Annotated in this window: 20 protein-coding genes; 11 read left to right on the top strand and 9 right to left on the bottom strand. The window is 66.8% G+C overall.

What is annotated here, in order from left to right; translation table 11 throughout:
• Positions 1-46 precede the first annotated feature (46 nt).
• The 10 genes from ACFVJ3_RS20040 (at position 47) to ACFVJ3_RS20085 (ending at position 15,921) form a co-directional block, all read left to right on the top strand.
• On the top strand, positions 47-2,164 hold the full coding sequence (locus ACFVJ3_RS20040; protein ID WP_378453677.1) for an FAD-dependent oxidoreductase: 2,118 nt from the start codon (positions 47-49) through the stop codon (positions 2,162-2,164).
• Between the two features lie 11 nt (positions 2,165-2,175).
• Positions 2,176-2,541, top strand: coding sequence for a cupin domain-containing protein (locus ACFVJ3_RS20045; RefSeq protein ID WP_378453678.1), 366 nt, complete (start codon positions 2,176-2,178; stop codon positions 2,539-2,541).
• Positions 2,542-2,576: 35 nt separating this feature from the next.
• Entirely contained in the window at positions 2,577-4,073 is a 1,497-nt protein-coding gene (locus ACFVJ3_RS20050) for an aldehyde dehydrogenase (RefSeq protein ID WP_378453679.1), read from the top strand.
• A 209-nt stretch (positions 4,074-4,282) separates the two neighbouring features.
• Complete coding sequence (locus tag ACFVJ3_RS20055) at positions 4,283-4,771, top strand: GNAT family N-acetyltransferase (protein ID WP_378453680.1); 489 nt, start codon at positions 4,283-4,285, stop codon at positions 4,769-4,771.
• Positions 4,772-4,802: 31 nt separating this feature from the next.
• Positions 4,803-5,789 carry an isopenicillin N synthase family dioxygenase gene (locus tag ACFVJ3_RS20060; protein WP_378453681.1) on the top strand — a complete coding sequence of 329 codons (987 nt, stop codon included), beginning with the start codon at positions 4,803-4,805 and terminating at the stop codon, positions 5,787-5,789.
• A gap of 191 nt (positions 5,790-5,980) precedes the next feature.
• Positions 5,981-7,360: a dicarboxylate/amino acid:cation symporter gene (locus tag ACFVJ3_RS20065; RefSeq protein WP_378453682.1), complete on the top strand. Its 1,380-nt coding sequence runs from the start codon at positions 5,981-5,983 to the stop codon at positions 7,358-7,360.
• Between the two features lie 44 nt (positions 7,361-7,404).
• Positions 7,405-7,800 carry a nitroreductase/quinone reductase family protein gene (locus tag ACFVJ3_RS20070; protein ID WP_378453683.1) on the top strand — a complete coding sequence of 132 codons (396 nt, stop codon included), beginning with the start codon at positions 7,405-7,407 and terminating at the stop codon, positions 7,798-7,800.
• A gap of 378 nt (positions 7,801-8,178) precedes the next feature.
• Positions 8,179-13,671, top strand: a complete 5,493-nt coding sequence (locus tag ACFVJ3_RS20075) for a glutamate synthase-related protein (RefSeq protein ID WP_378453684.1) — start codon at positions 8,179-8,181, stop codon at positions 13,669-13,671.
• Positions 13,668-15,437, top strand: a complete 1,770-nt coding sequence (locus ACFVJ3_RS20080; protein ID WP_378453685.1) for a sulfite reductase subunit alpha — start codon at positions 13,668-13,670, stop codon at positions 15,435-15,437. The genes ACFVJ3_RS20075 and ACFVJ3_RS20080 overlap by 4 nt, the downstream gene beginning before the upstream one ends.
• Before the next feature lie 34 nt (positions 15,438-15,471).
• Complete coding sequence (locus ACFVJ3_RS20085) at positions 15,472-15,921, top strand: flavodoxin domain-containing protein (protein WP_005252412.1); 450 nt, start codon at positions 15,472-15,474, stop codon at positions 15,919-15,921.
• Between the two features lie 4 nt (positions 15,922-15,925).
• Here the strand turns inward: ACFVJ3_RS20085 and ACFVJ3_RS20090 are convergent, their stop codons facing one another.
• The 4 genes from ACFVJ3_RS20090 to ACFVJ3_RS20105 form a co-directional block, all read right to left on the bottom strand.
• Positions 15,926-16,789 carry a PaaX family transcriptional regulator C-terminal domain-containing protein gene (locus ACFVJ3_RS20090; RefSeq protein WP_378453686.1) on the bottom strand — a complete coding sequence of 288 codons (864 nt, stop codon included), beginning with the start codon at positions 16,787-16,789 and terminating at the stop codon, positions 15,926-15,928.
• A complete protein-coding gene (locus ACFVJ3_RS20095; RefSeq protein WP_378453687.1) occupies positions 16,773-18,008 on the bottom strand; it encodes a kynureninase in 1,236 nt (411 codons plus the stop codon). Before ACFVJ3_RS20095 ends, ACFVJ3_RS20090 begins: the two co-directional genes overlap by 17 nt.
• Complete coding sequence (locus tag ACFVJ3_RS20100) at positions 18,005-18,859, bottom strand: tryptophan 2,3-dioxygenase (protein WP_378453688.1); 855 nt, start codon at positions 18,857-18,859, stop codon at positions 18,005-18,007. The genes ACFVJ3_RS20095 and ACFVJ3_RS20100 overlap by 4 nt, the downstream gene beginning before the upstream one ends.
• 105 nt (positions 18,860-18,964) lie before the next feature.
• Entirely contained in the window at positions 18,965-19,804 is an 840-nt protein-coding gene (locus ACFVJ3_RS20105) for an NmrA/HSCARG family protein (protein ID WP_378453689.1), read from the bottom strand.
• 137 nt (positions 19,805-19,941) lie between these two features.
• Between ACFVJ3_RS20105 and ACFVJ3_RS20110 the strand changes: the two genes are divergently transcribed.
• A complete protein-coding gene (locus ACFVJ3_RS20110) occupies positions 19,942-20,487 on the top strand; it encodes a dihydrofolate reductase family protein (RefSeq protein ID WP_378453690.1) in 546 nt (181 codons plus the stop codon).
• Positions 20,488-20,591: 104 nt separating this feature from the next.
• On the opposite strand, the gene ACFVJ3_RS20115 is transcribed toward ACFVJ3_RS20110, so the two are convergent.
• The 5 genes from ACFVJ3_RS20115 to ACFVJ3_RS20135 all read right to left on the bottom strand — a co-directional run bounded on the left by ACFVJ3_RS20115 (position 20,592) and on the right by ACFVJ3_RS20135 (position 26,384).
• Positions 20,592-21,110, bottom strand: a complete 519-nt coding sequence (locus ACFVJ3_RS20115; protein ID WP_378453691.1) for a hypothetical protein — start codon at positions 21,108-21,110, stop codon at positions 20,592-20,594.
• A gap of 277 nt (positions 21,111-21,387) precedes the next feature.
• On the bottom strand, positions 21,388-22,896 hold the full coding sequence (locus ACFVJ3_RS20120; RefSeq protein ID WP_378453692.1) for a cation:dicarboxylate symporter family transporter: 1,509 nt from the start codon (positions 22,894-22,896) through the stop codon (positions 21,388-21,390).
• A 798-nt stretch (positions 22,897-23,694) separates the two neighbouring features.
• Positions 23,695-24,051, bottom strand: coding sequence for a thioredoxin (gene trxA, locus ACFVJ3_RS20125; RefSeq protein WP_378453693.1), 357 nt, complete (start codon positions 24,049-24,051; stop codon positions 23,695-23,697).
• A 157-nt stretch (positions 24,052-24,208) separates the two neighbouring features.
• The gene (gene trxB / locus ACFVJ3_RS20130; protein WP_378453694.1) at positions 24,209-25,159 is read right to left on the bottom strand and encodes a thioredoxin-disulfide reductase; all 951 of its coding nucleotides are present in this window, start codon (positions 25,157-25,159) and stop codon (positions 24,209-24,211) included.
• Between the two features lie 13 nt (positions 25,160-25,172).
• Positions 25,173-26,384: an acyl-CoA dehydrogenase family protein gene (locus tag ACFVJ3_RS20135; protein WP_378453695.1), complete on the bottom strand. Its 1,212-nt coding sequence runs from the start codon at positions 26,382-26,384 to the stop codon at positions 25,173-25,175.
• Positions 26,385-26,397: the final 13 nt, after the last annotated feature.

Here is a 26,397-nt window from a genome sequence, read left to right on the forward strand (position 1 = left end):
CGACGATTCTGGCACTGCACGAACCGAACAGCGTGAGGAACCCACCGTGCGTGATCCGCGATACGACATCCTTTTCGAACCGGTCCAGATCGGACCGGTCACCGCCCGCAACAGATTCTTCCAAGTCCCGCACTGCAACGGCATGGGCTACCGCGACCCCTCCGGGGAGGCCTACATGCGGCGCGTCAAGGCCGAGGGCGGCTGGGCGGTGGTCTGCACCGAGCAGGTCGAGATCCATCCGACCTCGGACATCGGCCCGTTCATCGAACTGCGCCTGTGGGACGACCAGGACCTGCCGGCCCTGACCCGGATCTCCGAGAAGATTCACGAGGGCGGCTCCCTCGCCGGCATCGAGCTCGCCCACAACGGCCTGAACAGTCCCAACCTGATCAGCCGCGAGACCCCGCTCGGCCCGCAGAATCTGCCCGTCGTCTCCTGGAACTACGACCCCGTCCAGGCCAGGGCGATGACCAAGTCGGACATCGCCGACCTCCGGCACTGGCACAGAGAGGCGGTGCGCCGGTCGCTGAAGGCCGAATACGACATCGTCTACGTGTACGCCGGGCACGCGATCGGAGGCCTGCACCACTTCCTGTCCCGCCGCTACAACAACCGGACGGACGAGTACGGCGGCAGCCTGACCAATCGGGTTCGCCTGCTCCGCGAGATCCTCGAGGATTCACGAGAGGTCGCCGACGGAAAGGCCGCTGTGGCGTGCCGCATCTCGGTCGACGAACTCCTCGGCGACGAGGGGATCACCCGCAGCGAGATCGAAGACGTGATCGGCCTGCTCGGCGAGACCCCCGATCTGTGGGACTTCGTGCTGGGCAGTTGGGAGGACGACTCCGTCACCTCGCGGTTCGGCCCCGAGGCGGAGCAGGAACCGTATGTCCGCGGGCTGAAGCAGCTCACCACGAAACCCGTCGTCGGCGTCGGCCGCTTCACCTCCCCCGACACGATGCTGCATCAGGTCAAGAGCGGCATCCTCGACTTCATCGGCGCGGCCCGCCCCTCGATCGCCGACCCGTACCTTCCCCGCAAGATCGAGGAGGGGAACCTCGAGGACATCCGGGAATGCATCGGTTGCAATATCTGCGTGTCCGGCGACTTCACGATGTCCCCGATCCGCTGCACCCAGAACCCGACGATGGGCGAGGAGTTCCGCCGCGGCTGGCACCCGGAGCGGATCAAGGTCCACTCGACCGACTCGAACGTCCTCGTGGTCGGCGCCGGCCCCGCCGGACTCGAGGCGGCGCGCGCGCTCGGGCAACGCGGCTACAACGTCAGCCTCGCCGAGGCGAGCAGGCAACTCGGCGGCCGTGTGACCCGCGAGTCCAAGCTCCCCGGACTGTCCGCGTGGATCCGCGTGGTCGACTACCGCGAACAGCAACTCCGCAAGCTCCCCAACGTGGACGTGTTCATGGAGAGCGAGATGACCGCCGACGACGTCATCGAGAACGACTTCCATCACGTGGTCGTGGCGACGGGCTCGCACTGGCGGCGCGACGGCGTCGGCCGGTGGCACACCCACGCCGTTCCCGTCGACGAGCACGCCGACGTCCTGACCCCCGACGACGTGATGGCAGGCCTCCGCCCCCGGGGCAACAAGGTCGTCCTCTTCGACGACGACCACTACTACCTCGGTGCGGTCGTCGCCGAACTCCTCGCCAAGGAGGGTTTCGACGTCACCCTGATCACGCCGGCCGCGCACGTGTCGCAGTGGACGACGAACACCATGGAGGTGGTCCGCATCCGCAAGCGAATCATCAAGGCCGGTGTGCACGTTCAGGTGAATCGCGCCGTCACCGCGGTCACCGCGGACGGCGTCCGCACGGTGTGCGCGTTCACCGGCGACGAGCAGTTCGTCGACGCGGACAGCGTCGTCCTCGTCACCGCGCGACTCCCGAAGGACGGGTTGTTCCACGAACTGCGGTCGCGCGAATCCGAATGGGCCGACGCCGACCTGCGCAGTGTCCGCGGCATCGGCGACGCCTGGGCGCCGTCCACGATCGCGGCCGCGGTCTGGTCCGGGCACCGGTACGCCGAGGAGCTGGACGAACCACCCGCCCCGGGCCCGGTCGCCTTCCGACGAGAAGTCACCGGACTGTCCATCGAACCCGTCGAGACATTCTCCGTCCCCCCACTCGCCGACGCACAGAACTGAGGAACACCACCATGACCGCAGTGCACCCGATCCCGACCGACGCCCGGAACATCGCGGCGATGACACCCAGCGCCTACGTCACCGCGGACACGCTCCAGCAAGGCGATCCGAAGGAACACGAAATGGTCCACCTGAGCAGCGGGGACGAGAAGTTCACCATCGGCTCGTGGCGTGCGGAGCCATATCGCGAGTACATCGAGTCTTACCCGGGCGACGAATACACCCGGGTGCTGGAGGGTTCCGTGACGTTGACGGCGGACGACGGCGTCTCGCACACCTTCGGACCCGGCGACGCGTTCACCCTGACCAGGGGGTGGCGCGGCGAGTACCGCGTCGACGAACCCCTGCTCAAACAGTTCGCCATCTATGTTCCCTGATCGCACACCACCACTTTCGAGCACGAGGGATGACGATGCCTGATCCGACCACACTCGCCGACTGGACCCGGCTCGCCGCGACGATCACGCCGCGCCGGGAGCTCTTCATCGACGGCGCGTTCCGTCCCGCCAAGTCGGACGAGACGTTCGACTCGATCAACCCGGCGACCGGTGAGCTGCTGGCACGGGTGGCAGCCGCGGACGCCCCGGACGTCGATGCCGCGGTGCGGTCTGCGCGCGAGGCGTTCGACTCCGGCGTCTGGTCGCGGAGTCCGGCATCCCACCGCAAGCGGGTCCTGCTCCGGCTCGCCGAGCTGATCCTAGAACACCGTCACGAGCTCGCCCTGCTCGACTCCCTCGACATGGGCAAGCTCGTGGTGGAGGCGCTGACCGTCGACGTCCCATCGGCAGCAGAGCTTTTCAGGTTCTACGCGGAGGCCCTCGACAAGATCGGCGGCGAGATCGCGCCCACCGATCCCGGGAGTCTCGCGCTCGTCTCCCGCGAACCCCTCGGCGTCGTCGGGGCGGTGGTCCCGTGGAACTTCCCACTCGACCTCGCGGTGTGGAAGCTGGCGCCGGCCCTCGCAGCAGGCAACAGCGTCGTCCTCAAGCCCGCCGAGCAGGCCCCGCTGTCGGTGCTGCGGCTGGCCGAACTCGCCGCGGAGGCGGGGCTGCCCGACGGCGTCCTGGGTGTCGTCCCGGGGTTCGGCGCCACCGCCGGGGCGGCCCTGGGCCTGCATCCCGACGTCGATGTCGTCGCCTTCACCGGCTCGACCGCGACCGGGAAGCGGTTCCTCCGGTATGCGGCGGACTCGAATCTGAAGCAGGTCTGGCTCGAATGCGGAGGCAAGAGTCCCAACCTGGTGTTCGCGGACGCCGATCTGGACGAGGCAGTGGAGAAAGCGGTCTTCGGCGCGTTCTACAACCAGGGCGCGGTGTGCTCGGCCAACTCCCGGTTGCTGGTCGAGGAGTCGGTGGCCGAACAAGTGACCGAGGCCCTCGTCCGCCGGGCGTCGTCGATCCGCCCCGGCAATCCGCTCGATCCCGCCTCCACACTGGGCGCGATCGTCGACGAGAACCACGCTCGCACCGTCGCGGGTTTCATCGACCGCGCCCGGTCCGAGGGCCGGGTGCTGCTGGGCGGCAACAGGACCACCGTCGGCGGCCGGGGATCCTTCGTCGAACCGACGATCTTCGCGGACGTCGCACCCACCGCCGAGGTGGTGACCCGGGAGGTGTTCGGACCCGTCCTCACCGTCCAGACGTTCACCGACGAGGCCGACGCCGTCCGGATGGGTAACGACAGCATCTACGGTCTGGCCGCCTCGGTATGGACCGAGAACCTGAACCGGGCGCACCGCGTCTCCGCGGCACTGCGCGCGGGAACCGTCTCCGTCAACACCGTCGACGCCATCAGCGCGCAGACCCCGTTCGGCGGGTTCAAACAGTCCGGGTTCGGCCGCGACCTCTCCCTGCACGCGATGGGCAAGTACACCGGACTGAAGACGACCTGGATCCGGCTGCGGCAGTAGCCGTCACGGCACCGGGTTCACCTCCCGAACTCGCCGGGCGAATGTACCCTTCGGCGCTGCCGAGGCGCCCGAAGGTACATTCGCCCCGAAACGTGGCACCCCACGCGGGCACGTCGAGCCGCTAAGCTGGCGCCATGTTTGCCCTCGTATCTTCGGAATCCGATCCCCGATTGCGTTGTGCCACAGCACTTCATGGCCACACCTCCACGATGCCGCCGATCGCCGTACGCAGGCTCGATGCGAGGGACTGGGGGTCGGTGCTCCGGATCTATTCGGAGGGCATCGTCGGCGGGCTGGCCACATTCGACACGGAGACCCCGACACGGTCGGAACTGGACTCGCGCTGGCTGGGCGGGCACCGATGGGTGGCCGAGGTGGACGGGACGGTCGCCGGGTGGGCGGCCCTGTCTCCTGTCCCCGCGCGGCGCTGCTTCCGCGGAGTCGCCGAGAACTCCGTGTACACGGCCAGGGAGTTCCGCGGTGCGGGCATCGGGACCGCGCTGATGCGGCGGCTCATCGACGAAGCGGACTTCTCGGGCATCTGGACGCTGCAGGCCTCGGTGCTGGCGGTGAACACCGGGTCCATCGCACTGCACCACGCGGTCGGCTACCGGACGGTCGGGGTGCGGCAACGACTCGCGCAGATCGACGGCGTCTGGCACGACAGCGTGCTGCTCGAGCGCCGCCGGGAGACCTGACACCGCGACCACCCGGAGATACCGTGGAGGGATGCTCCCCGTCATCGATTTCGCCGAACTGGACACTCCGGCCGGGCGGGAACGGCTGCGGGAGATCACCCACCACGTGGGGTTCTTCTACCTCGACGGGCACGGCGTGGACCGGGAACTGCTCGATCGGGTGTTCACCGTCGCGCGGGAGTTCTTCGCCCTGTCCGACGACTCCAAGCAGTCGATCGCGATGCTGAACAGCCCCCATTTCCGCGGCTACAACCGGGTGGGCGGCGAACTGACCAACGGTGAGACCGACTGGCGGGAACAGATCGACATCGGCCCCGAACGGCAGCCGATCCCCGGTGCCGCCGGCTACCTGCGACTGCAGGGCCCCAATCAGTGGCCCACGGATCTCCCCGACCTCGAGAAGACGATCGAGGCCCTGGACGCCGCGCTCGCCGACGTCGGGATGCGACTGTTGCGGAACTGGGCCGCGTCGCTCGACGCCGATCCGGCGATCTTCGACGACGCTTTCGCGCACGCCCCCGCCACGCTGATCAAGGTCGTCCGCTATCCGGAACGGCCGAGCGCCGACCACACCGGCGAGCAGGGCGTCGGCGCCCACAAGGATTCCGGCGTGCTGACCATGCTGCTCCTCGAACCCGGGTCGTCGGGACTCCAGGTGGAAACCGAGACCGGCGACTGGATCGACGCACCGGCCCGCGCCGGCTCGTTCGTGGTGAACATCGGCGAACTGCTCGAGGTCGCGACCGGCGGCTACCTGCGGGCCACCCAGCACCGGGTGCTCACCCCCGCCGGTGCGCCCGAGCGACTGTCCGTGCCGTACTTCCTCAATCCCGCTCTCGACGCCACGGTCCCGGCCATCGAACTGCCGCCGCACCTGGCCGAACGGGCGCGCGGCATCGAACTCGATCCGGCGAATCCGCTCTATCGCACGTACGGCGAGAACGCATGGAAGAGCCGCACCCGCGCGCACCCCGACGTCTACGCGCGCTGGTATCCGGGCGAGGCGGAACCGGAGTAATACGCCCTCCGCCACCGGGAGTATTGTTCCGGCAGTGTTGTTCCTGACCTCTCGGCGCTACGTCGACCTCCGCCTGCAGGCGAGCGCAATCTGTCCGCGCTCGCGCTGACGCACCGCTTCACTCAGGACTCTCTCTCGTCGTATCCGCCCCACCGGGCGACGTTCCACGGCCCCATGCGAAAGGCACACCCATGCCCAGTTCCGCGCTGTCCACGCGCGCCGAGACCACCTCTCGACGCCGTCTACCCCAGTGGGCCACCTCGTTCGGCCCCCAGATCGTCACCGGACTCGTTGTCGGCGTCATCCTCGGACTCGTCGCCCGCGCCATGCCCGTCGCCGCCGACGGCAACGAGAACTGGCTCGTCGGAACCGTCCACACCATCGGGTCCAGTTACGTGAAACTGCTTACCGTCGCGGTGATCCCGCTGGTGTTCACGGCCATCGTCAGTTCGATCGCCAACCTGCGTGAGGTGGCCAACGCCGCGCGCCTCGCCGTCCAGACGCTGCTGTGGTTCGCGATCACCGCGTTCATCGCCGTCGTCATCGGAATCGTCATCGGACTCGTCACCCAGCCCGGATCGCACACGACCGTCACCGGCGCCGGCAAGGAACCGGCCACCACCGGGTCGTGGTGGGCGTTCGTCACCGGCCTGGTGCCCAGTAACTTCCTCGGCCTGAACGCGAAGACCACCCTCACCGAGGGCGCCGCCAGCACGTCGCTGAGTTTCAACGTGCTGCAGTTGCTCGTCGTCGCGGCCGCGATCGGCATCGCCGCACTGAAGGTCGGGGCCAAGGCCGAACCGTTCCTGCAGTTCAACGCGTCGCTGCTCGCGATCGTGCAGAAGGTGCTGTGGTGGATCATCCGCCTCGCACCGATCGGGACCGCCGCGCTGATCGCGAACGCGGTCGCCACCTACGGCTGGGACGCCATCGGCTCGCTCGGCTGGTTCACCGCCGCCGTCTACATCGGACTGGCCATCGTCTTCCTCGTCGTCTACCCCGTCCTGATCCGCGCGCACGGACTGTCGGTGCGCGCCTTCTACTCCGGCGTCTGGCCCGCCACGCAGCTCGGCTTCGTGTCCCGTTCGTCGATCGGCACCCTGCCACTCACCGAACGGGTCACCGAACGCAATCTGGGTGTCCCCCGCGAGTACGCGTCGTTCGCGGTGCCGCTCGGGGCGACCACCAAGATGGACGGCTGCGCTGCCATCTATCCCGCGATCGCCGCGATCTTCGTCGCCGAGTTCTACGGTGTTCCTTTGTCGTTCACCGACTACCTGCTGATCATCGTCGTCTCCGTGATCGGGTCCGCGGCCACCGCGGGCACCACTGGCGCCACCGTCATGTTGACGCTCACGTTGTCGACGCTGGGACTGCCCCTCGCCGGTGTGGGCCTGCTGCTCGCGGTCGAACCGATCGTCGACATGGGCCGCACCGCGGTCAACGTCACCGGCCAGGCTCTCGTCCCGACGATCGTCGCGAAGCGGGAAGGCATCCTCGACGAAGCCCGCTACAACGCCGAACGGACCGGCGACCCGTTCGAGGACGACGAGACGGTCGCAGCGGCGTAGCGAAACGCTCGACGAGAGCCTTCCCCACGTGGAAGGCTCTCGTCATGGCCGACCTCGACGCGATCAAACGACGGATCGTCATGCAATTCCAGCGGCACGTCGCCAACCCGCTCTCCACGCGACTGTCGAGCCAGACGCTCCTCGAGACCACCGGCCGCGTGAGCGGGCAGCCCCGCGTCACGCCCATCGGGGGCCGGCGAACGGGCACCGAGTTCTGGCTGGTGTCCGAGTTCGGTGAGCGGTCGAATTACATCCGCAACATCCGCGCGAACAATGCCGTTCGGCTGCGGATCCACGGCAGGTGGCACACGGGCACCGCGACGCTGCTCCCCGACGACGACGCCCGCACCCGGCTGGCGCAGCTTCCCCGGATGAACAGCGTCGCCGTCCGGGTCGTCGGCACCGACCTCCTGACCGTCCGCATCGACCTCACCGACTGAGGTCAGCCCCCGCACACGCCCGCCGGATAGTCATCCGCACCCGCAATGGCGCCGGCGTCTGACCAACTGCCCGCGCACCTACGAGCGGGGCCCAGCCGTCTGGCCAGGTGTGATGTTCGCAACTCGGCGTTCGGCTGCACGCCCGGCGCGGATTTGGTACCGCTCGGCGGCTGCGGATCGAGCAGCTTGCAGTAAAGACTTAGCCTCGGCTAATCTGCGATTTCGCGCGGACATGCCACGTTCCGCACCTCAGACAACGACGTCTGCCTCACCGGCGTATCGGTTCGGGGTCGGTTCTCTGCCGTGATCCTCTCGCCGACGCCACCCGTGCGCCCAGCACGGACCCTTATTCGGCGAGTATCGCGAGGAGACAGTCGGTTGAACACGAGCGCCACCGAGTCCGGCCTGTACGACAGGACGCTCGACAAGAGCAGCTGTGGCGTGGGCTTCATCACCCGCAAGGACGGCATTCAGTCCCATGACGTCCTCACCCGGGGCCATGAGGCCCTGTGTGCGGTTCCTCACCGCGGTGGCATGTCGGCCGAGGGTGTCGGCGATGGTGCCGGTGTGTGCGTCGACCTGTCGGTGTCGTTCTTCCGCTCCCTGACCGGTCAGGACGATCTCGAGGCCGGCCGCTTCGGTGTCGGCAACTTCTTCCTCCCCACCGACGTGGCATTCCACGGCGACGCGGAGGCCGTCATCGAGCGGGCTCTCGCCGATCAGGGATTCCGGGTGCTGGTCGAGCGTGACGTGCCCGTCGACGCCACCGTGCTCCGGCCCGCCGCAATCCGGTACCAGCTGCCGATCCGGCAGTGGGTGTTCACCGCGCCCGACGCTTGCACCGACGAGACCGAGTTCGACCGTCGCATCCACGACGCCCTGCTCGCGATCGAGGCCGTCGCGTACACCCAGCCCGATCTGGCCGGGCTGTACCCGCTGTCGCTCAGCGCCCGCACCCAGGTGCTCAAGGGCCGCCTCAACTCGAACGAGGTGATGCCCTACTTCCGGGACCTCGTCGACCCGGCCCACGCCATCCACACCCTGTACTTCCACACCCGGTTCTCGACGAACACCGATCCGCATCCGACGATGGCGCAGCCGTTCCGTCTGATGGCGCACAACGGTGAGCTCAACACGGACAAGAAGAACCGCCTGTCCGAGACGGCTCTCGCTCGTTCCCGCAACCGGGAGATCGTCCGCCCGCACGGCCAGTCGGACAGTTGCCGCCTCGACCAGACGCTGCAGAGCCGGGTCGTGGAGGACGGTCTCGACCTGGTGACCGCGGTGGTGTCGATGATGCCGCCGGCGTGGGAGAACGATTCCACCCTGTCGCCCGAGGTCCGGTCGATGCTCGAGTACTTCTCGCTGTACGAGGAGAAGAACGACGGCCCGGCCGCGCTGATCTTCGGTGACGGCACCGTCGTCGGCGCGCGGCTCGACCGGCTCGGACTGCGACCGCTGCGCTCGGTGGAGACGAACGAGTACCTGTGCGTCACGTCCGAGGCCGGGCAGATCGACTTCGACCCCGAGACCGTCCTGCACCGCGGACGCATCGAGGCCGGCGGCATGCTGTACTTCGACCACCGCGAGGGCCGCTCGTACTCCACCGACGAGGCACTCGAGCTGCTCGCCTCCCGGAACGACTACCCGACGCTCGTCGCCGAGGCCCGCCGGACCATCGAGGCGCTGCCCGAGGTCGAGGCCGAGCCGGGACCGTTGCGGTACAACGGCGACCTCGAGCGCACCCAGCGCTACGTCGCGTACTCGCACAACCAGGAAAGCTTCAAGTTCATGATGGACCCGATGCTCGCGTCGGGTCAGGAGAAGATCTCCGCGATGGGCTACGGCAACGCCATCAACGCGCTCTCCGATCAGGAAGGCGGGGTGGCCAAGTACTTCTCGCAGCGTTTCGCTCAGGTCACCAACCCTTCGCTGGACAGCATCCGTGAGGCCGACGGCATGACGCTGCGCGTCGCGCTGGGCGCCAAGCCGAACAGCGGGGCGCAGTCGGCGCCGCAGATCGTGGTGCCGTCGCCGATCCTCACACACATGGACATGCTGCGGATCCGCAAGCAGTCCGAGACGCCGGTGCAGCGATTCCCGATGCTGTACACCCCCGTCCACGGTGACTTCGCCGCCAACGCAGCCGCACTCGAGGCCGCGGTCGACGGGCTCTGCGACGAGGTGGAGGCGTTCGCCCGCGAGCAGGGCGGCATCGCGATCGTCACCGACCGTCACGTGGCCACCGACCGCGCCGCGCTGCCGATGATCGTGGCGATCTCCGCTGTCAACCAGCGGCTGATCGAAGAGGGTCTGCGCCTGCGGGTGTCCGTCGTCGCCGAGAGCGGTCAGATCTCGTCCTCGCACCATGTGGCGGCCGCCCTCGGATTCGGCGCCGCCGCGATCTACCCGCTCGCCGTCCGTCTGCGCGCAGAGGAGAAGTTCGCCGACGAGGCGGATGTGGCGTTCAAGCGGTTCGCGAAGGCCGCCGAGAAGTCGCTGATGAAGACGATGGGCCGGGTCGGCCTGTGCACCGCCGAAAGCTACATCGGCGGCGAGTTCTTCGAACCCAACTACCTCGACACCGACGACCGGGTACTGCGCCGCTACTTCGCGAACGTGAAGACGCCGGTGGGCGGTGTCGGGTTCGCCGTCATCGCGCAGGCCGTCGCCGACTGGCACCAGCGCGCCCTGGCCGTCACCGGGGAGAAGGACGTCCCGCTGCTCGGCCTGTTCAAGGAGCGCGCGGAAGGCGCCGGTCACTCGTACGGCACGGCGGCCGTGCGCGGCTTCGTCGACCTCACCGAGGAACCCATCGCATTCGACACGGCGGGCACGCAGGACCACACGGAATCGCTGCGATTGCTGCCACTGAACCGGCTCGAGGACGCGTTCGGTCTCGACGACGACGCCTACCGCAACGCCGGCTTCCAGAAGCTGACCCCCGAGTCGATCGACCGCTTCGAGATCACCCCCGGCTACCGCGCCTTCGCCCGGACGATGGTCGACGAGCGCACCCGCCGCCCCGCAGCGCTGCGCGACGTGCTGGATCTGCCCGCCGACGTCACGTTCCTCACCACGGCAGCCGAGTTCCGCAAGCAGATGGGCCGTTTCTCCCGCAAGGGCAACAACAGCTTCGCGGTGCGCGGACTCGAATCCGAGGCCATCGGCGAGGACCGGTTCCGGCTCCGGCTCACCGGCCCCCACGCGGGCGAGGCCCGTGTGCTGGCGGCGCTCGGCGAATCGCTGGCGATACGGTTCGGCGACGACCTCCGCGAGCACAGCGTGGACGGTGATGCTCTTCTCGTGCGCACGTCCGGTGAGGCGTTGCGATGTCTGTCGCTGCTGCGCACCGCTCCGGCGAGCCTGCCGATCGCGCAGGTGCAGAAGGCCAGCGACATCACACCGTTCCTCACGTCCGGCGCCATGAGCCACGGTGCGTTGAACTCCAACGCGCACGAGGCCGTCGCGCACGGCACCAACATGGTCGGCGGCATGTCGAACAGCGGTGAGGGCGGCGAGCACATCTCCCGCTACGGCACCATCCGCGGTTCCCGGATCAAGCAGTTCGCGTCCGGCCGCTTCGGCGTGTGGGCCGGCTACCTGGCCGACCCGATGCTCGAGGAACTCGAAATCAAGATCGCGCAGGGCGCCAAGCCCGGCGAAGGCGGGCAGTTGCCCGCACCCAAGGTGACCGTCGAGATCGCGGCCGCTCGCGGCGGCACCCCCGGTGTCGAACTCGTCTCTCCCCCACCGCATCACGACACGTACTCCATCGAGGACCTCGCGCAGCTGATCCACGACTGCAAGGCGGCGCGGGTCCGCGTCATCGTCAAGCTCGTGTCCTCGGAGGGCATCGGCACCATCGCGGTGGGTGTCGCGAAGGCCGGCGCCGACGTCATCAACGTGGCGGGCAACACCGGCGGCACCGGTGCCGCCGCGGTGACGAGCCTCAAGTACGCCGGACGTTCGGCGGAGATCGGCGTCGCCGAGGTCCATCAGGCGTTGTGCGCCAACGGGTTGCGGCAGAAGGTGCTGCTCCGGTGTTCCGGCGCGCACCAGACGGCGAGCGACGTGGTGAAGTCGGCGCTGCTCGGCGCCGACAGCTTCGAGTTCGGCACCACCGCGCTGATGATGCTCAAGTGCGTCATGGCCAAGAACTGCAACATCAAGTGCCCCGCCGGTCTGACCACCAATCCCGAACTGTTCGACGGTGATCCGCGGGCGATGGCGCAGTACCTGTTGAACATCGCGCACGAGACCCGCGAGGTGCTGGCCGAGCTGGGGATGTCCTCGCTGCGCGAGGCCCGGGGACGGTCGGATCTGCTGCAGCTCCTCGACCACCCGTCGAGCGTCGGCCAGCTCGACCTGCGCGCGATGCTCGCCGTGGTCGAGGAAGTGTCGATCGGCGATCCGGTGTACCTGGAGAAGGACTACACCCTCGACGACGGCTGGCTCGTGCAGCTGCGCGCGGCGCTGGTCGAGCAGGGCGAGGCCACGGTGGAGCTCGGCGACGGGGTGCACCTGAGCAACCGCAACAAGAGCGTCGGCGCCCAGCTGGCGGTCGACATCGAGCGGATGCTGAATCACGAACTCACCGATGTCGAGCTGCCCGCCGTGCTCCGCGACGAGCGCGGCCGCGGTTATCTGCGTGAGGGCAGCGTCCGGATCGCCACGTCCGGGTCCGCGGGCCTGTCGTACGGTGCGTTCTGCAACGACGGCATGACCCTCGTCCACACCGGCACCGCCAACGACGGCGTCGGCAAGGGCGCCAACGGCGGCAGCATCGTCGTGCGTTCGCCCGGTGGCGGCTCCGACCTGCACGGCGGCAACGTGCTGATCGGCAACTTCGCACTGTTCGGCGCCACCGGTGGGCGCACGTTCGTCGAGGGCCAGGCCGGTGACCGTTTCGCCGTGCGCAATTCGGGTGCCACCGCGGTGGTCGAGGGCGTCGGCGACTTCGCCTGCGAGTACATGACCAACGGCGCCGTCCTCAACCTCGGCGGCTTCGGCAAGGGTGTCGGCAACGGCATGAGCGGTGGCTTCGTCTACCAGTACGACCCCGAGGGCAAGCTGCCCGGCAAGGCCAGCGCGGATTCGATCCTGCTCGGCTCCATCACCGGCGACGACGAGCACGCGGCGCTGCACCGTCAGGCCGTGCACGTGCTGCTCGGGTGGCACCTCGAGGCCACCGGCTCCGCCAAGGCGGCATGGTTGCTCGAGAACTGGGAGACCGAACAGCACCACTTCGTGTATGGCATGCCGCGCGCACTGCTGCAGTACCAGGACAGCGACGAGATCCTGAAGGCCAAGCCCCGCAAGGAGCTCGCCGACGAACTCGCCGCCGCACTGGTCGCACACCAGGTGCGCAAGTTCAAGCTGGACTACCGGGACGGTCACGCGGTGCTGGACGGCGCCGTGCCCGGCTACGGCGAGGCCGACACCGAGGCCATGTTCGCGCTGCTGAACAACTACACGGTGCTGAACGCGGCGCAGGAGATGGCGCTGTCCAAGCTGCCGGGTGTCGCGGATCCGTCCGATCCGGCGGTCGACAAGGCCGTCCGCAACCTGCTGCTCACCGAGGACTTCTTCCTCATGCAGCGGCTGCAGCGGTACGCGCGGGAAGCGTTGAAGGACTACAGCGACGAGGACCTGGCCGTGATGGTGGCGGCCAAGCGTCTCGCCGACTACAAGGATGCGCTGCGCCGCCGCAACGTGCGGTCCATCGACGCCCCCGGCACGTACGGCTGGATCCTGCACCAGGATGCCAAGAACGTCGACAAGATCGGCCGGCTGCCCGGTTTCGAGGAGCTGTTCGCGCAGCACGCTCTCCCCGATCTGATCCCCACGAGAGACGTGGTCCCCTCATGAAGATGCCGTACATCCCTCAGGACGCCCCGTTCAGCGAGGACCAGCGCGTCTGGCTCACCGGCTTCCTCGCCGGCATGAGCTCACGCCTGGTCGTCGGTGGCTCCGACGCGCCCGCGGCGGCGGGCGCTGGGCAGTTGCCCGCGATGCACGTGCTGTACGGCAGCCAGACCGGGAACGCCGAGGGCGTCGCGGAAGACGCTGCGGCCGCAGCACGTTCGCAGGGCTTCGCACCGGTCGTGAGCGCCCTCGACGACGTCGACACGGACGCCCTCGCCGCCATGCAACGCGTCCTCGTCGTCACCTCCACCTACGGTGAGGGTGAGATGCCCGACAACGCCGAACTGTTCTGGCAGGCGCTGTCCGCGGAGACCGCGCCGCGATTGGAAACCACCGACTTCGCCGTGCTCGCACTCGGCGACACCGGCTACGACGGGTACTGCCAGGCCGGCAAGATGATCGACACCAGGCTCGAGCAGCTCGGTGCCCGCCGCGTCACTCCGCGCGTCGACTGCGACGTCGACTACGAGGACACCGCCGCCGCGTGGGTCGCCGACACCCTCCCCCTGTTTGCGGCCGTCGAGGGCATTCGCGGCGAGTCCCCCGTCGCCGATATCGCCGAGCCCGAGACGAAACCGGCCCGCAACCGCTCGCAGTGGAACCGCAAGAACCCCTATGCGTCCACGCTCTCCGTGAACCGGCGGCTGTCGAGCGACACGTCGGCGAAGGAGATCCGGCACTACGAGTTCGCGCTCGCCGACAGCGGCCTCGAGTACGAGGCCGGTGACGCGCTCGGTGTGATGCCGATCAACGATCCCGCCCTCGTCGACGCCCTGGTGTCCCGGCTGGGCATCCCTGCCGATGCCGCCGTCACCGGCAAGGAGCGGCCGTTCAGCGATCTCCTCCTGCACGCGTACGAGATCTCCACGCCGAGCCACGAATTCATCGACGAGATCGAGAAGCGGGCGGGCGACGAAGAACTGAGCCACGTGCTGCGGCACGGCGACAAGGAAGCCCTCGACGCCTGGTTGTGGGGCAAGGACGTGCTCGACCTGCTGCTCCTCGAGCCGTCGGTGACGTTTACCGCCGACGAGTTCGTCGGGCTGCTGAAGCCGTTGCAGCACAGGGCGTATTCGATCTCGTCCAGCGCGCTCGCGAACCCCGGCAGCGTGCACCTGACCGTCGCCAGCGTCCGCCACAGCTCGGCCGGACGCGACCGCGGCGGCGTGTGCTCCACGTTCCTCGCCGACCGGATCGGCGACGGCGGCAGCGGCGGGATCTTCGTGTCGAAGAACAAGTCGTTCCGCGTCCCCGCGAACGACGACGCACCGATGATCATGGTGGGCCCCGGTACCGGCATCGCGCCGTTCCGCGCGTTCCTGCAGGAACGGCAGGCGCGCGGCGCGTCGGGACGCAACTGGCTGTTCTTCGGCGACCAGCACCGCGCGTCGGACTACATCTACGAGGAGGAGATCGGCGCGATGAGCGACAGCGGTCTCCTCACCCGCCTCGACCTCGCCTTCTCCCGCGACCAGGCGGAGAAGATCTACGTGCAGAACCGGATGGTCGAGAACGGCGCGGAGTTGTTCGCCTGGCTCGAGGACGGCGGCCACTTCTACGTGTGTGGCGACGCCACCCGGATGGCGAAGGACGTCGACCGGGCCCTGCACGAGGTCATCGCCACCCATGGCACCCTTTCCACCGAGCAGGCCGCCGACTACGTGACCAAGCTCAAGAAGGAAAAGCGCTACCTGCGCGACGTGTACTGACCACGTCGGCAGCAACTCACGAGGAGCAAGAACAATGGCAGTGGTGATTCTGTACGGCAGCGAGGGCGGAACCTCCGAACTGGTGGCCGACAACATCGCCGACGTGCTCGGCGACTACGGCGACACGTCCCTGTACGACATGATGGAGTTCGACGCGGGCGATCTCGACCCCGAGAATTTCCACGTCATCGTGTGCTCCACCTACGGTGAGGGCGAGCTGCCCACCGGCGCGGAACCCTTCTTCGAGGGTCTCGAGGAGGACGAACCCGACCTCACCGGTGTGCAGTTCGCGCTGTTCGGCCTCGGCGACAAGGTGTACGAGGAGACGTACAACCGCGGCGGCGAGATCATCGCGGAGAAGCTCGTCTCCCTCGGCGCGGTCCAGGTGGGCGAACACGGCAGGCACGACGGGTCCAGCTCGATCCGCCCGAAGGATCAGGCCGAGGAGTGGGCCAAGAACATCGGCGAGGAATTCCTCGGATAGCACCTCACACCGGGAGCCGCGACTGCACGCTCCGCACCCAGTCGCGGCTCCCGTCGAGGTAGCGGTCCCGCGCCGACGCGAACAGGCGGACGCTGTCGGCGCCGGGCCAGTCCTCGGGCAGCATGCCGGCGGGCAGGCCCGGGTCGATGTAGGGGATGATGCGCCATTCGTCGAGCAGCGGGACGAACCGGACGAACGCTTCGCGCGGCGACACCTCCTCTGCAGCAGACAGAGCGACCCGGTGGCGGTCCAGGAAGTCGCGGTGCCGCGCGGCGATGCCGTCCAGATCCCACCACCGCGTCGCCGCGTTCCCCATCGAATCGGGGACGAACACCGCCGTGGACACGAAGGTGGTCACGTACTCGGACAGGCCCAGCGCGTCGACGATGTCCTGGACCTCGCGGGCGAGGTACTCGGGGGCGATCCACAGGCCGGGTGACACGGTTCCGCAGCCGATCCAGCCGAGTCGCCTGCGCAACTGGTGCCGCACCGCCCGTTGCGATTCGGGAATGGTGAACGAGATGAGCCGCCAGGGGTCGGTGTCCGCCATCTGACGGAAGCCGAAGATCCGCGGATCGCCGCGTCTGAACATCGACTCGGCCTGCTCGGTCACCTCGTACCCGCTCCGCCCGTCGCGGGTCAGCGGCCGCAGCACCCCCTTCTTCTTCAGGCGGGCCACCGCGATGCGTGTCGATTCGGCCGGGATACCGGCGGCCTGCATCACTTCCACGAAGTCGGCGATCGCCACCCACCCGCCGAGGTCGCGCACGTACGCGCCGAGGACGGTGCGGATCAGCGACGTCGCGCTGCCGGGCCGCGAATCGAAGTCGTCGAGGATCGCGCTCGCCGGTTCAGTCGGTGAGTTCATCACGGATCGCGAGTATCCCGGCGCACACCTCACCGAAGCTGGTACTCAGCGGGCTCAGGCCGAGCCGCAGCCCCTGCGGGGCCCGGAAGTCGGGGATGACGCCCTTCGTCCACAGTCGCTCGACGACGGTCTGGAACCGCGGGTGGTCGATGATGACGTGACCACCCCGCTCGGCGGAATCCTCCGGCGCCCCGATCTCTACGCCCAGCGGAACCAGTAATTCGCGCACGAGGTCGAGTGCGTACTCGGTGAGCGCGATCGACTTGGCGCGCACGGCGTCCATGCCGACCTCGTCGAGGAGTGCGAGGGTGTCCTGCAGCGCGATCATGCCGAGGACCGACGGCGTTCCGCTGATCACCCGCCGGATGCCGGGCGCCGGGCGGTAGCCCTGCTCCATCGCGAACGGGTCGTCGCGGCCCATCCAGCCCCAGATCGGCTGCACGAAGTCCTGCTGATGGTCGGCGCGAACGTAGGCGAACGCCGGTGAGCCCGGACCGCCGTTCAGATACTTGTACGTGCACCCGACCGCCAGATCGACACCCCACGTGTCGAGTTCGAGGGGAACCGAGCCGACGGAGTGACACAGGTCCAGCAGCAGGAGCGCACCGGCGTCGTGTGTGACGCGAGCGGCGCCGGCGGCGTCGACCAGGTAGCCCGAGCGGTAGGCGACGTGACTGAGCACGACGAGCGCGGTGTGTTCGGAGACCACGGACGTCAGGTCGTCGACGGTGACGCCGCCCCGGGTATCGGACTCGATCCACCGGAGCGTGAGCCCGAGTTCTCCGGCGACGGCCTCGAGCACGTAGCGGTCCGTCGGAAAGTTGTCGCGGTCGACGACGATCTCGGTGCGGTCCGGCCGCAACGCGAGCGCACCGCGTGCCAGCTTGTACAACAGGACCGTCGTCGAGTCGCCGATGGTGGTCTGCCCGGCGGCGGCGCCGAGCGCCACCCTCGCGAGGGTGTCACCGATCGTGATCGGCAGGTCGTACCACTCCTCGTCCCACCCGCGGATGAGGCGGCCGCCCCACGACTGGGTGACGAAGGCGTTGATCCGCTCGGCGCTCGCCTTGGTGGGCCGGCCGAGCGAGTTGCCGTCGAGGTAGGCGGGCACCGAGGGGTCGTCGGCGCCGATGAACAGGTCGCGGTACGGGCGCAGCGGGTCCGCGGCGTCGAGTTCGGCGGCGCGGGCGGCCGGCACATCGGTCGAGGTGGTCATCATCGTCCGATCTCGGTGCGCACAGCCAGCAGTTCGGGGAAGAACGTCAGGTCCAGCGCCTTTTGCAGGAATCCCACTCCGCTGGACCCTCCCGTTCCGGATTTCATTCCGATGGTCCGCTGCACCGTGCGCATGTGGCGGAAGCGCCACAGCTGAAAGTTCTCCTCGAGGTCGACGAACTCCTCGAAGGCCTCGTAGACGGCCCAGTGTTCGTCGTGGTTCTCGTAGACGAACTTGATCAGGGGCAGCAGGTCCTCGTTCAGCGTGTAGGCGGTGGTCACGTCGCGGTCCAGCGCGGAGGCCGGCACGTCGTACCCCAGCCGCGCCAGGCACTGCCAGAACGCGTCGTACAGGCTCGGCTCGGCGAGGAGCCGTTCGAGCAGATCGTGGGCGGCGGGATCGGCGTCGAACACCGCAAGCATTCCGGCGTTCTTGTTGCCAAGTACGAACTCGACGGCGCGGTACTGGTAGGACTGGAACCCGGACGAATTGCCGAGGAACCGGCGGAACTCCGAGTACTCGGTGGGGGTCAGCGTGGCCAGGACCGACCACTGTTCGGTCAGCGTTTTCTGGATGTGCTTGACGCGCGCCACGCACTTGAGCGCCCGGCCGATGTCGTCCTCGTCGAAAGCAGCTCGGGCCGCGAGTGTTTCGTGCAGGACGAGCTTCAGCCAGAGTTCGGTGGTCTGGTGCTGGATGATGAACAGCAGTTCGTCGTGATGCTCCGGCCGGCTCACCGGTTTCTGCGCGCTCAGCAGGGTGTCGAGGTCGAGGTACGAGGCGTAGCTCATCCGCTCGCTGAAGTCGGTGACGATGTCTTTCTCGATGGCTCTGGTGTTGGCCTGCACGCCCATGACCGTCCTCACTGCTGGTGTTCGAGTACCGGGCTCCCGACCTCCATATTACATAATCGTGGCGACCGCCACGGTCGTCGAATACGCGCCGATGCTCGTCGGACCTCAGGCCAACTCTGCAGCCCACTCGGCGAAGCTCTGCCAGCCCACCTCGGGGTAGAGCCGGCGCAGTTCGCCGATCTTCGCGTCGTACCCCCTGTCGGTGAGGAAGCGGAACATCGCGCGCATGTCCGGCGACGCGATGGCGTCCGCGTCGGACGAATGGGCATGTACCGGCGTGCCCAGTACCTCACCGAGCACCTCGGCCATTCGACGTGGCGTCGGATCATCCGACGCCAGGTCGATTCGTGTCCGGGAAAATCGGTCCGGATCGTCGAACACGAGGGCGACGAACCGACCGAGGTCTCGCCGCGACAACTGCTGCAGCGGGGTGTCGACCGGCAGAGGCAGATCGAGTCGGCCATGGCGGATTCCGTCGAGTCCACCGAGCAGGTTGTCATAGAAGTAGGTCGGCCCGACGATCGTGTACGAGACCGAGGATTCTCGCAGCAACGACTCGGTCGCAGCCTTCGTGTCGAAATGTGGGACCCCGGTACTCTTGTCCGCGTCGGCCACCGAAGAAAACACCACGTGTGGAACACCGGAATCACTGAACGCGCCGACCAGCGCCGCACCCTGAGCGATCTCCGCCTCGGGGCCGTCCTCGAACGGAGTTGTCATGGCGAACACGCCCGCACACCCATCGACGGCAGACGCGATCGCCGCCCGATCGGTGATGTCGGCGACGGCAATCTCGACGCCTCGTAGGCGCAACGCATCTGAGCGAGAAGAGCTTCGACGGACAAGCGCGCGGACCTCACGCCCTCGTTCGAGCAGCGCGTCGACGACAGCGCCTCCTTGACCACCCGTCGCTCCGACGACTGCATACGGCTCACTCATGGGCACAACACCTCTCCTTCTCGACCGCGCCAGCGTACTCGCAGGCTCCATCCGCTCACCGTGACGTGTGCCCCCTGTTCGCCGTCGTCAGGTGTGCAGGTGCTGCCGATGATTTTTCGGCGGTCGCGGTGTCAGTATTTGGTATGAGAACACTCGCGATCACCCAGAACATCACCCTCGACGGCTCCATCGAGATGCTCGGCGACTGGTTCGACCCCGCGGACCAGGATCCGCAGCTGCTGGAGGCGACCCGCCGGCAGTCCGAGCGCGCGGACGCGATGTTGCTGGGTCGGCGGACGTTCGAGGACTTCCGCGGCTATTGGCCCCGACAGACCGACGACCAGACGGGGATCACCGACGAGCTGAACCAGATTCAGAAGTACGTCGTCTCCTCGACCATGGCCGACCCCCAGTGGCGGAACTCGACCGTGCTCACGGGCGACTGGATCGCCCGGGTACGGGCCTTGAAGGGGCAGGAGGGCCGCGACATAGTGGTCACGGGCAGCATCATGCTGACCCATGCCCTGATCGAGTCCGGCCTGGTCGACGAGTACCGACTGTTCGTGTACCCCGCCGTCCAAGGTCGGGGACGAAGGCTGTTCCCCGACGGGTACGAGATGCCGAGGCTGCAGCTGGTGGAGGCCCGCGGCTTCCAGAACGGCGTCTCCCTGCTGCACTACACCGTCTGAGGACACCGCGCAGGGGCCCTCAGACGGCGACGGTTTCCCAGCAGGCGATCCCGCCGGGACCGTTCGGATAGGCAGTTTCACCGTTCCGGCTCCGGATGTCGCCGCTACCGCTCCGCGTCAGCAGGAGCTGTGATCGTGGTGGTGGTCGTCGGTGTGGGTCTCTTCGTCCGCGTCGGTAGCTCTGGTGGTGGCGGCAGCATCCAGGTAGTGGTCGGTTCCGGCGAACGTGTCACCGGGAGCACCTCGAAAGTCGTCTGCACCACCATGGACGGGGTCGGCAAGCACCGCAGACCGGCCACCTGGAAACCGCGACTGCCGCGGTTCGGCACCGCCGCGCGGAAGTCGGCGACGCTGCCGACCTGACGGGTCTCGCCCAGGACACGATCGCCGAACTCCACCGCCCACGGCCCGCCACACGTCGGAAGACTCGTGGCGTGATACTGGATGTGGTCGCCCGGCTGCCCGCGCGGCGGAGTGAGGACGAGGACCGGCCCGGCGGGATCGAGCATGCGCGTCGCTTCCCTGTGGGGTTCGCTCGACGCACCGCCGCCGGTGTGGACTGCGAGCAGGACAGCAACCGATCCGACGAATACCGTCGTCGCCAACCAGGGTGTCTGCCGCACCGGTCTCACCTCGCACCCTCAATTATGCGGCTTCGCCGCCCGTGCGCACCGACTCAGCGCGCATGTGATGGGCGACCACGCACACAGCTACCTCGCCCAGCACCCCACACCAACCTGCGAACGGAAATCATGAAAAAGTGCGGGACCCTGTCACGGTCAGCAATTCACGTTGTGCAGCAACGAATCCGAACCGAGGTACCACACCGAGCATGGTTGGCCCGAAGCTCGCGCCAAGCCGGCCAGGAGGTTGCGCGACGGCGCCCGCCATGCTCGGGCGTTAATCCCGCGGCTCCATCTTGGACGTGACGGCCGGCGCATACTCACAAGTCGGAGACTCGTCGTCACCTCGAGCTGCCATCTGTCTGTGAGGCCGGATCGCCTCGGGCATTTCGTATGTACCGGCTCCCAGTTGTACCGTGTCCGGCTCTTGTTCGATCTGATCTCGCACGAGTTCGGGGTCTTTGAGCGCCGCACGGAAGCGTGTCTCGTCACGCTCGCCCAGCCAGCGCGCAATGACCATCACCGCGACCGCGTTGCCTATCGCATTGGTCAGTGAGCGGCCCTCACTCATGATCCGATCGATGCCGACGAGCAGAGCGAGGCCGATGGTAAGTACTGAAGGAGGAAAGAAGTCTGGTCCGAATGCCTGTAGGGACGCAGCGAGCGTGACAAGGCCTGCGCCGGTTACCCCGGCCGCGCCCTTCGACGTGAGTATCATCAGCGCCACAAGGGCGAGTTGCGCTCCGATGGGAAGGTCCACACCGCCGGCCTGCGCGATGAATAGCGCTCCCATTGTCAAGTAGATGCAGCTGCCATCCAAATTGAACGCATAACCTGTCGGTAGAACCATGCTGACAACCGAGCGACTTGCACCCGCCGCCTGGAGTTTGCCCAGGAGGCGCGGCAGGACAGTCTCAGATGTCGATGTTCCGACGATAATCAGCAGCTCATCCTTGATCATGCGAAGAAACTTGAAGATACTGAATCCGCTCCACGCACAGACCGCACCAAGTACAACGAACACGAAAAAGAAGCATGTCAGCCAGAAGGCGACCATCAACAGGCCTAGGTTGGCCAGCGTCTTACCGCCGAATTGAGACACGGTGTAGGCCATACCGCCGAATGCCGCAATCGGTGCCAGCAGCATCAGTATGCGGATAACTCCGAAGACAACCTTCGACATCAGTTCGACTGCGGCTACGACCCGCATACGTAGCGGAGTAGCAAGCATCGATGCAGCGACGGCGAACAAAATCGCCAACACGATCACACGGAGCATGTCATTTTCTACGAATGGACCGAAAAGGCTCTTCGGCAATAGCTCGTCCTGAATGAAGCCGAGCATTCCGGTCTTCCCGGTCGCTTCAGTGACATCCGCTTGGGCAGTCTGGAGTGTGCTGGGATCAGCTACCTGTGTGGGAAAGTCGGCACCGGGACGAATGACGTTGAGCACGACCAGACCCAGCGAGAGCGCGACGATCGTCATGGCCAGGAAGTAGCCCAGAGCGGTCGCAGCGAGCCTTCCAGCCTTGAGCATGTTGCCGATTGAGGCGACCCCAATCACGATGGTGCAAAATACAATAGGCGGCGCGACTACCTTGATGAGCTGGATGAAGCTATCCGCCAGAAAGCGGAGATTCTCCCCGAATCCTGGGGCGACGAGTCCGACGATGATACCGGCGACCAAAGCGACCAGAACCCAGAACCACAGCTGAGCGTAGTACCGACGTCGACGGACGGTAGTGGGCGGCGACAGGGCCGCTGGTGAAGGCGTGGAGGTGGACATCGATGTCCTTTCTTTCGTTTCTCTGCGAGAACTCGCGGGCAAATCTGGACTCGGATTCAGCCCCCTGCGACGCACGAGTCCACATAGGAATTCGCGTCGAAGGAAAACCAAGTATCATTGTGGGCATTCTGCCAATTTCGACTTCGGAAATAGACCCGACGGTTCAAAATTGCGTGGTAACTTCCGGGACGGAAGCACCACCTGCTGCAGCGATAGGGACCACACTACCTCTGGCAGGCTTCGAAGATAACCCTTGAACCGGAATTCGAAATTGAATGTTGGTATTCAAGAATAAATGGCTTTGCTCGCATACCTCGACAGTGCCGTCTCGACGTTTGAGAAACCGGAACAGGATCCCAGATTTCTGGATTCACCCGCGGTCATCACGGCGAAAGAGCGCCGGGCCGGGAAGGGCCATCGAATTACTCGAGTCCGCAAACGTCTGTGATTCGGGAGTGCGCCCCCGCCAATTGATCTGCCGATGTCGTCGCCGAACACCGCGACGGGTTCGGGTCGCACCGATCTTTCCGTGTGATCACTGCGCAACGGTGCCGGAACCGTCGGCGACGCGACCGCCGGATCTGGTCGAACGACCGGGCTCTACACGGCGGGGCATATCGCCGACGTCACGCCGTCGGCTGGTTCCCGGCTCGGGCGGATTTCACCGGCCGAGTACGAGGCCATCTTCGACACTGCTCATCGTGCCGATCGACCCGACGCACAAGATCTGGCTCGTGCGGATCAGCCCCGGGTTGGTTCAGATCGTCAATCGATTCACGGTGCTGGCGAGTTCCCACCTCACATCGAGTTGGCGGTGTCTTCGCTCACGGAGAGGGTAGCGCCGATGTCTTTCAGCAAGGTGGCCTTGTCCTTGGCGCCGGTAATTCTGCCGACGACTTCGCCGTCGCGGAAGACGACCATGGTCGGGAGGGACATGACGCGGTAGCTTTTGGCGGAGTTCGGGTTTGCGTCGATGTCCAGCTTCGCGATTGCGATCTTGTCGCTGCTCTCTGCCGCGATTTCGTCGAGGATCGGCGACAGTTTCTTGCACGGCACGCACCATGGTGCCCAGAAGTCGACGAGGATCGGTCGGGTGCTCTTCAGAACGAGTTCGTCGAAGGAATCGTCGGTGACAGTGAGTGCGTGATCGGACATGTTCAGTTCCCTTGCCTGTGTTGTCGGACCGGAATCGGTTGATTCGGGTTTGATGGGCGCTGCTGGTCAGGGGTAGCAGCTGTCGAGCCGGGGATCGGGCCTTGTGCCGACCGGGAAAGGGCCGCAGGTCCGGGACCGAGTCGGTATTCGTAGATCCCTATCCACTCGCGACGGCGCCACCGGCGGCGGTGTCGGCGAGGTAGCGTTCGACGTCGAGTGCGGCGGTACAGCCGCTGCCTGCGGCGGTGATGGCTTGCCGGTATGTGTGATCGACGAGGTCGCCGCAGGCGAACACTCCGCTCACTGTGGTGCGTGAGGAGCGGCCTTCGGTCACTACGTAGCCTTCGCCGTCGAGTGGGATTTGACCGTGTACGAGTTCGTGTCGTGGGTCGTGACCGATCGCGATGAACACACCCGTGACCGGTACCGTCGACTGTTCGCCGGTGCCGGTGTTACGCACGAGCAGGCCGGTCACTTCTTGATCGCCGAGAACGTCTTCGGGGACGCTGTTCCAGAGGAACCGGATCTTGGGGTTCGCGAACGCGCGTTCCTGCATGATCTTCGATGCCCTCAGTGTGTCGCGCCGGTGCACCACGGTGACACTGGAAGCGAAGCGGGTCAGGAACATCGCTTCCTCGAGGGCGGAGTCGCCGCCGCCGACAACCGCGATGTGCTGATCGCGGAAGAAGAACCCGTCACAGGTCGCACACCAGGACACGCCGTGTCCGGACAGGCGTTGTTCGTTGGGCAGACCCAGGTTGCGGTAGGCCGATCCCATCGCCAGGATCACCGTCCGTGCTTCGACGGTGTTGTCGCCGATGGTGACTGTCTTGATGTCACCGGTCAGGTCGACGGCGGAGACGTCGGTGGTGAGTAGGTCCGCTCCGTAGCGTGCGGCCTGTTTGCGCAGGGTGTCCATGAGTTCGGGGCCCTGGATTCCTTCGACGAATCCGGGGAAGTTCTCGACCTCGGTGGTTTGCATGAGAGCGCCGCCGTACTGGGTGCCCTCGACGACCAGGGGGTTCAGGTCGGCGCGGCCGGTGTAGATGGCGGCGGTGTACCCGGCCGGGCCGCCGCCGATGATGATGACGTTGCGTGGGGAATCCATGGCTGCTCCAATGTCAGTGAAACGCGGGCAGACCGGTAATGGCCTGACCGACGATGAGGGTGTGGATCTCGCCGGTGCCTTCGTAGGTGAGGACGGATTCGAGATTGGTCATGTGCCGCATCACCGGATACTCGAGGGTGATGCCATTGGCGCCGAGGATGGTGCGGGCGCTGCGCGCCACGTGGAGTGCGCTCTGCACGTTGTGGAGCTTGCCGAAGCTGACCTGCTGCGGGTGCAGTTGCCCGGCGTCCTCGAGTTCGCCGAGGTGCAGGGCGAGCATCAAGGAGGTGTTGACGTGGGTCAACATTTCGACGAGTTTGCTCTGGGTGAGCTGGAATCCGGCGATGGGCCGCCCGAACTGCGTTCGGGTGCTTGCGTAGTCGAGCGCCGCCTCGTAGCAGGCACGCGCGGCCCCGACCGCTCCCCAGATGATTCCGAATCGTGCCTCGGTCAGGCAGGACAGCGGTGCGCTCAACCCGTGCGCCTCGGGAAGGATTGCCTCGCTCGGGAGTGTGCAGTCGTCGAAGACCAGTTCCGAGGTGGTGGAGGCGCGCAGCGACATCTTGTGGGTGATGTCGCGTGTGGAGAAGCCAGGGGTGTGGCGGGGTACGAGGAATCCGCGGACCCCGTCGGGGGTCTTCGCCCACACCACGGCGACGGCCGCCATGCTGCCGTTGGTAATCCACATCTTGCTGCCGTTGAGGACCCACTGGCCGTCTTCGAGGCGGGCAGTGGTGCGCATCGCGGAGGGATCGCTACCGGCATCCGGCTCGGTGAGGCCGAAGCATCCGATCGCCTTGCCCACTGCCATCGCCGGCAGCCAGGTCTGCTTCTGTGTCTCGCTGCCGTATCGCCAGATCGCGAACATAGCCAACGAGCCCTGGACCGAGACGAAGCTCCGCAGGCCGCTGTCACCGGCCTCGAGTTCCAGGCACGCCAGCCCGTACGCGACCGCACTGGTGCCGGGGCAGTCGTATCCCTGCAGGTGCATTCCCAACAACCCCAGCCGGCCTGCAGCCCTGGGGAAGTCCTCCGGAAGGTACGCGTTGTCGTAGGCGTCCGGGATCCGGCCCAACAGGTCACGGCGAACGTAGTCACGGACCGTGGCGCGGATGAGCCGCTCCTCCTCCGACAAGCAGAAGTCGATATTCAAGAAGTCGTGGGGGCTCAGTGGGCGCCTCTGTCCGGTGTCGGCATGGGCTCCAGAGTGTGCGGTCGAAGTCATTGGTTTCTCGGTT

It is taken from the genome of Rhodococcus sp. NPDC127593 (assembly GCF_042671975.1).
Taxonomy (GTDB): Bacteria; Actinomycetota; Actinomycetes; order Mycobacteriales; family Mycobacteriaceae; genus Rhodococcus_F.

Excerpts from the sequence above, each read along its gene's own strand:
- ACFVJ3_RS20045 (WP_378453678.1), top strand. The coding sequence starts at position 2,176 with ATGACCGCAGTGCACCCGATCCCGACCGACGCCCGGAACATCGCGGCG.
- ACFVJ3_RS20050 (WP_378453679.1), top strand. The coding sequence starts at position 2,577 with ATGCCTGATCCGACCACACTCGCCGACTGGACCCGGCTCGCCGCGACG.
- ACFVJ3_RS20055 (WP_378453680.1), top strand. The coding sequence starts at position 4,283 with ATGCCGCCGATCGCCGTACGCAGGCTCGATGCGAGGGACTGGGGGTCG.
- ACFVJ3_RS20060 (WP_378453681.1), top strand. The coding sequence starts at position 4,803 with ATGCTCCCCGTCATCGATTTCGCCGAACTGGACACTCCGGCCGGGCGG.
- ACFVJ3_RS20065 (WP_378453682.1), top strand. The coding sequence starts at position 5,981 with ATGCCCAGTTCCGCGCTGTCCACGCGCGCCGAGACCACCTCTCGACGC.
- ACFVJ3_RS20070 (WP_378453683.1), top strand. The coding sequence starts at position 7,405 with ATGGCCGACCTCGACGCGATCAAACGACGGATCGTCATGCAATTCCAG.
- ACFVJ3_RS20080 (WP_378453685.1), top strand. The coding sequence starts at position 13,668 with ATGAAGATGCCGTACATCCCTCAGGACGCCCCGTTCAGCGAGGACCAG.
- ACFVJ3_RS20085 (WP_005252412.1), top strand. The coding sequence starts at position 15,472 with ATGGCAGTGGTGATTCTGTACGGCAGCGAGGGCGGAACCTCCGAACTG.
- ACFVJ3_RS20090 (WP_378453686.1), bottom strand. The coding sequence starts at position 16,789 with ATGAACTCACCGACTGAACCGGCGAGCGCGATCCTCGACGACTTCGAT.
- ACFVJ3_RS20095 (WP_378453687.1), bottom strand. The coding sequence starts at position 18,008 with ATGATGACCACCTCGACCGATGTGCCGGCCGCCCGCGCCGCCGAACTC.
- ACFVJ3_RS20100 (WP_378453688.1), bottom strand. The coding sequence starts at position 18,859 with ATGGGCGTGCAGGCCAACACCAGAGCCATCGAGAAAGACATCGTCACC.
- ACFVJ3_RS20110 (WP_378453690.1), top strand. The coding sequence starts at position 19,942 with ATGAGAACACTCGCGATCACCCAGAACATCACCCTCGACGGCTCCATC.
- ACFVJ3_RS20120 (WP_378453692.1), bottom strand. The coding sequence starts at position 22,896 with ATGTCCACCTCCACGCCTTCACCAGCGGCCCTGTCGCCGCCCACTACC.
- trxA (WP_378453693.1), bottom strand. The coding sequence starts at position 24,051 with ATGTCCGATCACGCACTCACTGTCACCGACGATTCCTTCGACGAACTC.
- trxB (WP_378453694.1), bottom strand. The coding sequence starts at position 25,159 with ATGGATTCCCCACGCAACGTCATCATCATCGGCGGCGGCCCGGCCGGG.
- ACFVJ3_RS20135 (WP_378453695.1), bottom strand. The coding sequence starts at position 26,384 with ATGACTTCGACCGCACACTCTGGAGCCCATGCCGACACCGGACAGAGG.